Genomic DNA, 12999 nt, shown 5'->3' on the forward strand with positions numbered 1-12999 from the left:
TCGGCATCTCCTCGCTCCGCCGCTGATCCTCGGCGAGGCTGCGGGGCTGCCGCGGTTCGACACCGGGGAAGGCGGTCTCAGCAGGCTGGGTCAATCGGTGCCCGGTGAGTGTGGGTTCGTAGCGCCACCACCGTCCATCCGGTTGCCCGGCAAACCGCGGCCGCCCGATCCCGCGCTCCGGTTGGTCCGGCCGGCCGCGGAAGGCCAGATCCGCGGAGATCAGTTGCCGGCCCCACGTCCACAGCGGTCGGTCGGCAACGGTGACGCGGACCCCGAGATGTGACGCAAGCAGCCGGGCCTGCGGGCCGGTCCCCGCCGTCGGCGGGTCCGACAGCAACACCAGCTCCCTGCCATCCCACTGATCCCGGACAGCTGCCAGCGCCAAGGCCAAGGCCCAGGAGTTGAGGCTCTGGTCGCCGACCCGGAAGGCAGCGGCGGAGCCTGCCGGGGCACGGTCGATCACAATACCGAACCACTCCGGTCGGGCGGACCGGCACCATACGCGGTACCGCTCAGCCAGCTCTGCCACGCCTGTGTCGCTGGCGTCCGCGGCGAAAAGCACACCGCTCTGTGAACAGTCCGATGGGGTGATTGGTGGCCGTCCGGTCGGAACCGTGGGCATCGTGCCCGTAGCGCACTGCGGTGCCGTGGTAAGGGCCGCCTTGGCCGCGGCGTCGAACGGGTAGCGGTCCGCTATGGTCCGCACGGTCGGGATGTCCTGACCAACGCGTCTCGGCCATACCGCCCACCATCGGCCCCGTGGCCGCGGGCCGGCCACGACCGGCACGCCGAGCCCGTCAGCGAGCACTTGCACCACCCAGCCCGCCGGAGTGTTATTGGTGACGAGCAGGAGCGGACGCGCGCCGAGGGCCTCCCGCTGAACCACGAGTTCGACGAGCCCAGCCGGGTCAAGCCGAGCACCCGCGGCTCCGAACGCGGCAGTATCCGGGTCATATTGGGTGATCACCGAGTAAAAATCGGAGTCAACGGACCACCACTGCTCAGGTTGCGCCGGCTCGCAGACGACGAGGACGTCATCCACCGTCGGCACCGCTGCCGCGGCCACTGCCGGCACCGCTGCCGCAACCGGCGTCCCAGCGGCCACAACCGCGACCGGTGGAGGGTGCGGCGGCGCGGCTCGAACTACCTCCGGCACCATCGGGACGGGCACGGGCGCCGCTGGAACCGCTGCCGCAGGCATCGGGGCACTCGGCGGAGCAGCCGGAGCCGCCACCGTGGCGGTGAGCCCGGCTGGGCGGCGGATCGCGACAGAGTAGGCCTGCGGCGCCACGCTGGCCTGGTCGTACCCAACCTGAACGACGAGGTCCCGCAAACCCTCGGGCAACAGCCCGATGATCTCCTTTACCTCGCCCTGCTCGGGTACGACCGAGTCCGGGCCGCCGACGACCAACAAGATCCGCTCATCCCTCGGCGTGATACCGAAGACGGGGTCGGAGAGCAGACCGAGGCCCAGCCGCGGCCCGTGCATCCAGATCCCGGCCGGGATCGACTCAACGATGTTCCCGGACGGCAGCGTTATCGTGCCGGCCGGCAGGTCGTACTCCCACGGCGGTGCCGGATAGCGAAGCGCGACCAGCGGTGCGGTGGACCCGTCCGGATGGAAGCGGCGCCAGCCGCCCCGGCCGCGATAACGATGGCGGCAGGCGTCCACGTACAGCAGGCTCTGGCCGACCAGCAGGATCGAGCCGTCCGCGGCCGCCACATCGATACCGAGCCGGCGCGCGAGCAGCCTGGCCGGCGAGCCCGGGTCCGATATGCCAGCGCCCGACAGCACCAGGCGGATCCCCGCCACCCCGTTGGAGAGGAGCGGGCCGACCGCCGCGGTGACGAGGTCCGCCAGATCCGCCGAACTGAACCGGACCGAGAGATTGACAATCACGGGTATCCACGCGGGTTCCGGCGGCAGTCTCCGCAGGAACGCCTCGATCAGTCCCTCGGTGAACAGTGACTTCGTTCCGTCACCCTGCACCAGGATGCCTGCCCCTACAGCACGCGCGCGCACCCCGTCCCACACCGGCCAGGTGGAGCCATCCCCGGTAGGAGCCGCTGGGTGTCCGGACCGCGCCCACGGCCCTGACACTGCCGGCAGGGCGTCCGGGCCCCGCCGCCGAGCCGACAGGATCGTCATGTCCGTCTTCCGCTCGGGTAATCGTCCGGGTAATCGTCTATTTCCCCGTCCAACAGATCGTCACCATTGCCGGGGACGTCGCCGACGGTCCAGGCCACCTCGTCGGCCGGGGGCTCCATGAGTACCGCCAGCACCCGATGCATAGCGGGCCCGTCAACCGTGGGCACTCGATACTGCGCCTGCCGGATGTGGGTCAACAGGTCCTCCTCCGGGGAGAGCTCATATTCCCGGAGGTAGTAGGCGACGCTGTCGGTCCAGATCCAGCTGCCGTCGGTACGGAAGGTCATGGGAACGACCGCGGCTTTGGTGGGATCGACGACATCGTCCATCCGCGCCGCGGTGACCAGAACCGGCGTACCACCGCTCAGGTAGCCGAGGATCCGTCCCCGCTCGCCAGCGTCTGGCAGGCGCGGATGGCCGGCGTGGAAGCGAGGGCCGGTCTCCGGGGTGACCTCGTCGAATACCCGTGCCACCCGGATCTCCCGTTCTGGTGCGGCTGCCCACAGCAACGCCGCGGACGAGCGGGCGAGCCGATGGTAGACCGGCAGTTCGCTGCCGGCCTGGTACACCTCAACCTGTCCGTCCTGCTCTCCGGCGAAGGCAAGGTCTCGCTGGACACGGACGGCCAGCGCCGGCAGGTCCGACCCGGCCTCGACCTCTACCAGGTAGACACGTCGCGGTGGCGGCCAGGGCGAGCCGTCGGCGGGATGCCGCCACGCCCGCCACAGGCCGAGCCCGCCCGGCTGCGAACGGACGGTGTCCAGCGCCACGCGGTCTACCTCGTCCGCCGTCCGGGCATCCGCGCCCGGGACTGCCGCGGTGAAGGTGTATGGCAGCAGCGGCTCGTCGTCAACGACATCAACTTCGCTGAGCGTCTCAGTCGATCCGCCGGCAGCTTCGAGCAATACGGCAAGAACTGCGATGTCCTCATGGCTCAGCGCGATTTTTTGCATAATTGCGACAAACACCACGCTACGGGCGATATCACCATATGCGCCGGCTGCCAGCCAGGCCCGGCACTGGCTCAGCAGATCGTCGGGTACCCGGCCGGCGAGCCGCAACAGCATCTCGTGCGCGGCTGTCACCTGGTAGCGGGACTCATCGGATTTAGTGGGCATGGACTCTCCTCGTTGTTGTTCACCCGTCGCCGCGGACCCGCACGGGGAATCCCTGGGTACGTCCTCACTACTCCACGAGGGTGACGCGCACAGCGTTCAACAGGTCACGGCTTACCTCGGTCACCGCGTAGGAATGGCCAGGCATAATCAACAAGGTGCTCCCCGGTGGTTGGCCGTTCGCTTCGGAGACATCCAGCGCGGTGCCGAAGATTGCCAGGCCGACGGCCGCACCGACGATCACGGCCGGGTCCCCGGAAGCCCGCACGAATCCCGGCAGGCCGATCCGGGTGCCCGGCGGGATGGCGGCGGCCATCTCCGGGGTGAACAGGTTCGCCGCGTACATCCATCCGTGGTATGTCCTGACCCGGCTCTCGGGAGGCTTCTTCGCATAGGCGGTCGTGCGGTGGATGCCGTTGTGACCCCGCACTACCAGGGCAAGCAGATCGTTGGGCGTCAGCAGCGCCCGGCCGGAAGCGTCCGCCGCGAACCGCTCCACCTCACGGACCAGCTCCGCCGCTCGAGCGGCACCCATCCATCTCAGCATTTCACTGACAGTATGCATGCCGTCACCAGACCACTGCCAGCGAGATCTTGCGTTGTCGGCGCCCCGGGAAGTGTCCACCGGCTTGGTATCGCCAGTGCTCCGACCGTTCCGCGACGCACCGGCAACCGTTGAGGGATCCGATGGGTCCACCCGTCCATCACGAAGCGTCACAAACGTCGAACCAGGCTCCGGCCAGTCGCTGACCACCAGGTCAACCTCGGCCGCCGGGTCGACGACGGCGACAGTCACCGTCGCCGGAGCGGCGTTCAGCAATGCGGAGGCGTCCCGGCCTGTACCCGGCGGGAACTGCACGACGGTCGTGCCGTCACGCGTCTGCGGAAGCGTGCTCGAGACCGTCAGTGGATGCTCGGACGCGGCCTGTACCCAGTGGACGACAGCGTCCTCCGACATCGGCGGCAGGCTCGCATACACGGGTGTCGGAACGGCTGGCAGCTGTTGGACCAGCCCGGAGACAGCCGTACCGGCGCCCCAGCGGAGTGCCGCGGAAGGCGGATCGAGTATCGGGGCAGTAGATGTTATGCCGATGACGCCGGCGTTGGTCAGCGCCGTGTTCAGCTCGTTTCCGATCAGATCGACGCGCTGGCCGTCCGCGGTGTAGCGCGACCACCCGACCGAGTCGCTGGCGGTGTCGGGGACGAGGATCGGTGCGGGGACCCCGGTAGAGGTGAAGGCGGTGTTCGCCCACACGATCCGCCCGTCGGGCAGATGCCAGACGTCTCGGGATGAAGCGATGACATCGACCCCGAGAACATCGCGCAGCCGGCTGGCGAACGAGTCGGGACCGGAAGTCTTCCCTCCGCCGCAGATCACCAAAATGATTGGCTGGCGGTCGTTCCAGCCTGGGACCTGCCGGATACGGTCAGCGAACCGAGCCGGATTGAGGAGCTCATCACCCCATCTGATGTCACCGGTCGCCGGATCCGTATGACCGAAAATCATCGTGTGACCAGGAACTGGTGGTACCGCGGCGGCAGCTCTGTCGTGCGCGGCGGTGTGGACATTCCCGGGCGGCGGTGGCACTACCAGACCCGCCGGTACCTGTCGGGGCGCGGCACCCGGGTCAGTGTCAGTAATGCTGTTGGTGCTGTTGGTGGTGTTGGTGGACTGGATGACAGGCGATGGGCTGTCGGGCTGGAGCGCGAGGTAGTGCCGGCCAGCCCGGAGTACGTACAGAGCTTCGCCCTGATCGATGGTCAACGGGTTCGGTGGCACACCGTTTTCGAGAACGACGATGTTCTGACCGAGCGCACCGGCAACGATCTGCGGGACCTCGTCACCGAAGGGAGTGTTCCACAATATGGTGTTCATGACGGCGTGGGCAAAAAGGTTAATGGAGTCAGGCAGCGTACCGTGCTGGCTGTAATAATTCAGGGACAGTTTGACCGCCTCGGTCATACCTGGGTTGTTACCCTGCCGGTAACGGGTCTGGATATCGCGAAGAATCCGTACCGGATCTCTCCTGAGGTGCTTGTTCAGTTCCTCCCGCCGGGCCGCGGTCTCGAGGTTGGCACGCTCCTGAGGATGGGTTTTCTGCCGGCCCTGTACATCGCCGCTGGTCACCGTCGGGGTGAACCCCGGCAATGCGTTGCCCATGAACTCGGCGAGTTGCTCCGGGTTCAGTTCGCTGAGCTGTTCCCGCAGATTTTCGCGAGCCTGGTCGTCTGCTTCGCGGTTGAGCAGTTCATTCCGAATCTTGTCCTGCCCGATCCGCCCGCTGATTATACCGTCCACGTTCGGGACAAACTTCGGTAGTAGTGTCCGCAGGTCCGCATCTGACAGGTCCTGAAGCAACAACGGCACCGGGTCACGGTTGGTATAAAAATCCTGTCCGGTGGTGTCGGTGTAAAATTTCATCCCGGCGTTGAAGCGCTGCTCTCTGATCCCTGCCGAACTGATAGGCGTCCCCCCGGAGCTGGTGGGGTTGCTGGGCGGCAACCCGAGCTGCTGGAAGGACTCACTGAGCTGTTTCGCCGCGAAGAAACAGTCCCCATCGCTAGGCACGTCGATCACCCGGGCTGAGCGGCCGTCGGGCAGGGTCAGTCCAATGTCCCCGTTACTTTTTTTGAGCAACAACGTCGGCTCCGACAGCGCCGGCGAATCCCAGCCGAACGGATTTATGGATGACTCCGGTCCGTTCGATTCCGGTACCAGGCCCGATGTGTACTGCGCGGACTGGGCCGGCAGCTTGCCCTGCTGTTTCCCGGAAAGCACCGACGCGCCCGCGGGGAGCGACGGGAGGGACTTACCCGGCCCCACCAACGATGTCTGAGAAGACTGCGGAGACGATGTCAGCCCCGACGAGTACCGAGCCGCCAGCTTGCCCTGCTGTTTCCCGGAAAGCACCGACGCGCCCGCGGGGAGCGACGGGAGGGACTTACCCGGCCCCACCAACGATGTCTGAGAAGACTGCGGAGACGACGTCACCACCGGCGGCTTGAAGATCGCTGGGCCAGCGTAACCTGAGCCGACCGGGGTAGTCTCGGCGACGGGGATACCGAGTTCGACCGGCACGACGCCAAAAACCGTGCGGGTTGTGTCACCGGACTGGAACGTAAAAGTAATTTTTGTGAAGCCCTCGTAGATAGCGGTCGGAGTGGAGAACTTACCATTGTCGACCACTCGTCCAGTAGCGATCTTGGCACTCGCGTGCCGGTTGCGGTACTGAAAACCGAGCGCCGCGCTCACCGTGATGCTGTTTTTCTCGCCAAGGTCAATTTCTGGGCCAGCCTGGCCCTGAAGACCCGCGATCCAGAAATTCCGGCTGGTCATAGAGGCCTGGGTGGAGGTCTCGTTTACCGGGTTGAGTTCGGCGCCCTTGTCCTGACGGATGTACCGCAGTTCCACGATCTCCGCAGTGGCCGTCACTGACGCGTGAGAGACACCGATGGTGTTACGCAACGGGGGGGAGGACAGTGTCTCCCCACGGGTCATACCCGGCAGGTGAGCGGTCAACCGTGGGTTACTGGTCGTGGCTCGTACGATCGGGCCGATCTTCTTCCAGCTCTTCGGGCCGAAGAACTTCTTCCCGGTCACCTCCACCAGCTGGTGCAACCCTCCGGTGTCTGGCAGCCCGCGCACGACATCGCTGTCACGGAGGCCACCATCCGGCTCGGCGGAGAAGACCCGCGCCGGGGGGATCAGAGCGTCGTCCGGGGCGGGCGCGTCGAAGCCTGTTGGTCCGATCTTCCGGTTGGTCGGCGTGTTGGTCGGAGTTTCGGTGGAGGCGTCGGTAAAGGTCGTCTGCGCCGACGAACGGGCTTCGACCTGTTCGGTCAGTCCCCGAAAACCCACCTGCGCCACATCGATACCGGTACGCTTCGGGCCGACATATGGGTTGTACTCCATCCGGAAATGCAGGTTCGCTATACCGTCGAACGCCGCTCCAGGGACCTTTGTTTTCGTGGTCATGGCGGATTTCGAGGCGGTCCGTTGTACGCCGAGGTCATCGCGGCCGATGAGACCGGTGAGCGCAACACCCACCCGGGCTGTGACCGGGCTGGCGCCGGTCGGGTCAATACTGCCAGTGACCTGCACCGTCGCCCCGCCACTGCGGGAGGTGTTCGCCGCGACGACGCTTTCGGATCCGGTATCGGACGCGGCGTTCGTGACCGACCGTTCTGATCCGCTGTTGAACTCGGTCTGGGTGGTGTTGTTCACGTGTGTCATCGACCGCACCGACGCGGTGATCATAACCCGACCGCGGGGGACCGTCACGACGATCGGTTGCTGACCCATCATGGTTTTGAAGTCCTGGTGCAGCCGGGTCATACTCACTTCGGTTGTGATTTTCTTGACCACCGCGGGCCACTGGGAACCGAAGATGCCGCGGCCTTTGGCGTCGACCCAGGCCAACACATCGGTCATTCCGCCTGGAGGCCGGCCCGGTGCCGGCAGCTGATGGAGATTGACCGGGTCAGGGGGACGCGTGCTGTACACGTCCTGGACGATGTCCGAGGAGGTCAGTCGCAACGTCTGGGTCACCCGCAGCGGAGGAGCGAACAACTTGTCCGGCATACGGGGTGCCACGGTGGTGTCGGCCTGGAGAATCTGGGTGTCACGCTCCGGAAAGATCACAGCGGTGGTGACGTCGAACGTCCTGTTTCTGATCGGAAAACGTTGGCCCAACCGAGTCAGATCAAAATCAACATGGAAGTGGACCGAGCCCTTGAACAACGCCCCGTCCTCAACGGTCTTCCCCTTCGTGATGCTACGGCCGGCGGCCTGCGTGACGTTGCTCCTGCTCCAGTCGCTGTTGAAGACCGGTGTCACGGCGGCCGACACATGCGGCGCTTTGATCTTCAGCGGTGTCGTAACAATCCCTCGATGCTGGCTCTCACTTGAGAAACCGATCCCGGTCTCCGATTCCGCACCGTTTTCGAACTCGGTCTTCCCGAGTGTCTCCTGATAGGTGAAATCGTTACCGATCTCCGCACGGACTCGGATCTTGCCCGACCAGCCGTTTCCGGAGACCTTGACCGCTATGGTTTTCCCACCGGTCAACGCAGCCAGGTTCGATTTGAGTATTGCCGGGTCGAGCCGGGCGGACAGCTCTTTTTTCGCAGTCCACCAGCCCGCGGTTCCCAGCGCGGGTTCAAGGTCACCCTGGATCCCGTCGAGCAGCGCGCTGTCATCTGGCCCGAATCCGAGCACGATGTCGGATGACGCCAACCGGCCGTCCAGCGCCCGCTGCGGCGGGACCATCGCCGCGGCCTTCTCATCGCCCGGGTTCTTCGTGAACCATCCGGTCGGCGGGATCACCGTGTTCCCGTCGAGTATCCCCTGATAATCTCCGGCTGTAATTTTTGCCGGGCCGGTATAGGGACCGGTCACCGTTGTGACCTGACCGGACGGGATCGAGATCTCCACCGGCACCCGCACCGTCACCAGCTGCTTCTCGCCACGTTTCGTCGAAAACGTGAAATGCAGGTCCACCTCGCTGTCGAACACCGCGACCTTCAACGGAAACTTCGCGTTGCTGACGACCTTGCCATTGGCGGTCTGCCGCGGCCCTTGCCGGCCAAGATGCTGGTAACCGCCACCGGCGGTCTGGGTCACCCCGACTGTCTCACTCGCCTCGTTCTCTCGGCCGCCCGATCCGACGATCTGCTTGGTCGACCAGTCCAGCCGCCGTTGGGAGGAAAACGTTGTCTTCTCACCCTGCGGAGACAACTCGGTGGCCAGGTCCCGGCGAAACTGCATGGAGTGTACGGTCGCGGTCGCGGTCACCATCGAACCCGGTGGGAGAAGACGCTGCACCAGATCCGGGCCGCTGAACGTCTGCCCCCGGGTCATGGACGACAACCTGCCGATCAACTCGTCGCGGCTGAATCCATCGAGCACTGTATCCCGCAGCTGCCACCACGCAGCTTTCTTGAAAAACCGCTCACCGGCGGTATCCAAAGCGGTACGCACGTTCTCGATCCCATACATGTCGCGGACCACGTCGGTATCCAGCAGCCCCGGGCCGAACACCCGCCGCGGCGGCAACATGACCGAGTCAGGTTTACTGCTCGGGGCTGCGGTAGCCGGCACGGTGGTATTAACCGGAACGGAGGTATTAGCAGACGATGCGATCCACGGGGTTGGTGTTTTCACCGCCACCAGCTCCGCACCCTCCAGCACCGTACGGAAACCCAAAGTGGTGGTACCCACCGCGGTCTTCAACTGGCCGGGGATCGACTCGTTGGTCATGCGAAAAATCAGCTCGGCTTTCCCGTCAAAAACCTCCCCGAAGGTCTTCGTCTTGTTCGTCATACCCGTCTTCGACGATTCACCATGAATAGTGACGTTGTCACGAGCGAGTTGCCCCGTTCCGGTGATCGTCCCATCGTCCGGAGCGTTCTTCGTGACCACCCCCTGCCCGGCCAAGGTCGCGGCGTTGGTCCGGACTGAGCGCACGTTGGTGTTGTTGTGGACCTCACTGCCCACATTGAACTCGGTCTGCGGTGTCGAACGCACATGCGTCATCTCGACCACCCGAGCGGTAATCTCCACTCGGCCCGACAGCACCGAGTTCAGGTCGAACGACAGCGGCTGCCCCGACATCATCGCCTGCAGGTGCTGATGGACCTGGTCCAACGTGATGAGATCAGCGAGTTCTTTCTTTACCTTCGCCCAGGAGCCACCGAACGCAGCCTGCCCCTGCCCACCCGTGTCCAGGGCGTTCAGCACCCCCCGTATCCCACCACCGCCAGACGCGACACCGGGGACAGCGGGGGCGCCCGTACCGCTAAGAACCTCCCCCCTGAGCTTCGACCAACCGGTCTTAGCGTTCTCCGTGGCAGCATCAGAATCAGCGGTGGCGGTATTCGGAGCAGGTGCTGGCTCATATACATCCCACACAACGTCGGACGATCCCAACCGCTGATCGCGCTGGATCCGCGTCGGTGGCAGGTAGTGCCTCTTGGGCGCCTGCCCGGCCGAGGTGTCCGCCTGCGGCACGGCGACGCGTACCCCGACCCCGACGGTCTGTCGATTCGGTGAGATAGTATGTGCCATGCGGGAGATATTAATCGTGATACCAATGTTCGCCTGCGCGGTGAAAATCGACGCGGGCTCCACCGTCTTCGATTTTTTGATCGACCGCCCGGCAGACGCATCCGCCATACCGGACTGCCAATCCCAGAAACCACCAGGCGTCACCGTATAGTCAGCCTTCGGCGTTTTCGCCCGAACCGGAAAACCCGCGATCAACCGCCAGCGGCTATCCATGGACGACAGCGACCCGGACTGGGACTCCGAGCCCGTCTCGAACTCGAACTTGGCTACGTCTGTATCGTGGACAAAATCGGTCAAATTGGCGTCAAGAGTGATTGTTCCAGTCCATCCAGCATAATTGACCGGTACGGTCCACGTATCACCGCGTAATACCGAGGAAAGCTGCGCTTTCACCACCGGTAAGCTGAACGAGTGCTGCAGTACTGGGGCGACCCGGGACCAGCTACCACCAAACTCCGGCTTCAGCTGCTCCTCGATCTCGTTCCAGGGCAGCAACTCCCCGGGATACAGGCTGATCACTGTATCCGACGCGCTGATCCGCCCCTCCACCTCCAATCGTGCCGGCGGATGCACCGGAGATGGTTCCTTCTGCGACTCCGACGGCAGCACCGGCACCGACGACTGTTTCACCGACACCGGCGGACGCTTCGTCGGTGACGACGTTTTCGTCACCGACGAAGACGGTGATAGCGGCTTCGGCCGAGATTGCAGCAGCGACGGCAATGACGGGTTCCGCAGCGGCGAGAACCGCATCAACGGCTTCGGCTCCTGAGTCTGCACCGCATCTATCAGCTCCGCCGACGATGTCTTCACCGGCGGCTTCTTCTTTCCCTGGCCCGGCACCTCCGGCACCGACGACAGCCGCGATGGCTTCTTCGGCGGCTTCCGATCCGCCGACGTCTTCCGTTCCGGCTCGCCCTGCTTCAGCTCCGCCTGTATACGCTCCTTCAACAGCGCTAGCTCACGATCATCCTGTTTCTCCTGGAGCGATGTCCGCTGCTCCGACGACGCCACCGGCTTTTCCACCGGCTTCACTACCACCGACTCCACCGGCCTCTCCACCACCACCGGCTCCTCCACCACCGGCTCCACCACCACCACCGGCTCCACCGGCTCCTCCACCACCACCACCGGCTCCACCACCACCACCGGCTCCACCACCACCACCGGCTCCACCGGCTCCTCCACCACCGACGCTTGTTGTTCTCCCGCGCCCGACAACCACGATGGCATCATCGACCACAACGACTGCGACGGCTGCTCCGAAAGCACCGACGACGCCACCGGCTCTTCCACCACCGACGCTCGTTGTTCTTCCGCACCCGACAACCACGATGGCATCATCGACCACAACGACTGCGACGGCTGCTCCGAAAGCACCGACGGTGGCTGGACTGGCTGCCCCTGCTCTTCTCCCGGACCTGACCACCATTCCGACAACATCGACCACAACGACTGCGACGACGATGATTCGCTATGTTCCCCGCCGCCCTCTCCAAACCCTGATCCTCCACTAGTCGTGGCTACGGACGAAGGCGTGACCATCGCTGTCGCGCTACTCGATGCCGAACTTGTAGTCACTGACGTCGAGACAGTAGCCATTGGTGTCGAATCAGTCACAGAGGAAGTCGTGCTGACGGTCGTGTTGTCTTTCTGTTCCTCGTCCCGCGGCCCGGGGAACGCGACCGCATATGCCGGCGCCGGCATGACGGCAACATCAATATTCAACGTGGACATTCCAGCGACCAGTTCGCCGCCAAGGCGCTGTGGTATCGATCCATCGGCGGGCTGGAGAACCCAGTCACCGGTCTCAACGATCGCCGGCGTACCCGCGCTAAAACCATACTCACCAGAAACGACCAAACCATCCGTGGTGATGACCGCACGGTGTTCCGGCGCCACCACATCAACACCGAGCAGAGTACGGAGCTGGCTCGCGAACGAACTCCCCATCGTCCCCGACCCAGTAAAACAGGACACCAGAACGATAGGCCGGCTATTCCAGTCCGGAAGCCCACGAACAAGATCAGCAAACTGCGTGGCGGTGAGAACCTCCGAGCCGGCCCTGATACCATCCGCGGTCCCGTGGGCGACGATCGCCATCCACTTCGAGGAGAGTTTCAACCCCTGGGCGGCTCGGAAGACCTCCGGATCCTCATTTACCTCGGTAAACGACCATCCAGCAGGAATTTTGCGTATTCCCGCCCCATTTCCCGCTGGAAAAAATGACGAGAGCATAGCCATGCTTGACGCTTCAGTCGTTGTGGTGATTAGCTGTGGGCGTTGCTGAGTCTCTGCGTTGCTGTGCTTGGTCGACGCAAGCGTCCCTATGCTCACCAAGCTCGTGACAGCCGTTGGATTGGCCGACAATGGCATTTTCGCCTGAGGAGCTGACGAAATCACCGACGGCTGCACTGGCACAACGTTGTTCATCACCACCTGAACCGGCCCACCACCGTTCCCCAACCCAGCATTCACCGGCCCACCATTGTCCACCACCACCTGAACCGGCCCACCACCGTTCCCCAACCCAGCATTCATCGGCGCAGCATTATTCACCACCGGCTGAACCGGCCTACCAGCCACCGGCACAGCGTTATCCACCGGCCCACTATTCACCAGTCCAGCATTGTCCACCACCGGCTGAACCGGCGCGACATTCATCGGCG

The 12999-nt window shown here is 64.4% G+C and carries 4 protein-coding genes; 1 reads left to right on the plus strand and 3 read right to left on the minus strand.

Annotated features, from left to right (window positions below; genetic code table 11):
* The 3 genes from MJ797_RS21135 to MJ797_RS21145 all read right to left on the minus strand — a co-directional run.
* On the minus strand, window positions 1–2149 hold a 2149-nt coding region (locus MJ797_RS21135), incomplete at its 3' end, for a hypothetical protein (protein ID WP_239339838.1).
* Window positions 2146–3267, minus strand: a complete 1122-nt coding sequence (locus MJ797_RS21140) for a hypothetical protein (RefSeq protein WP_239339845.1) — start codon at window positions 3265–3267, stop codon at window positions 2146–2148. The genes MJ797_RS21135 and MJ797_RS21140, both read right to left, overlap by 4 nt.
* A gap of 67 nt (window positions 3268–3334) precedes the next feature.
* The gene (locus MJ797_RS21145; protein ID WP_239339848.1) at window positions 3335–11629 is read right to left on the minus strand and encodes a hypothetical protein; all 8295 of its coding nucleotides are present in this window, start codon (window positions 11627–11629) and stop codon (window positions 3335–3337) included.
* Between the two features lie 238 nt (window positions 11630–11867).
* On the opposite strand from MJ797_RS21145, the gene MJ797_RS21150 reads away from it, so the two are divergent.
* Window positions 11868–12620 carry a hypothetical protein gene (locus MJ797_RS21150; protein ID WP_239339851.1) on the plus strand — a complete coding sequence of 251 codons (753 nt, stop codon included), beginning with the start codon at window positions 11868–11870 and terminating at the stop codon, window positions 12618–12620.
* The last annotated feature ends 379 nt before the right edge of the window (window positions 12621–12999 follow it).

The organism is Protofrankia sp. CiP3 (genome assembly GCF_917627345.1).
Classification (GTDB): domain Bacteria; phylum Actinomycetota; class Actinomycetes; order Frankiales; family Frankiaceae; genus Protofrankia.

Excerpts from the sequence above, each read along its gene's own strand:
- MJ797_RS21140 (WP_239339845.1), bottom strand. The coding sequence starts at position 3,267 with ATGCCCACTAAATCCGATGAGTCCCGCTACCAGGTGACAGCCGCGCAC.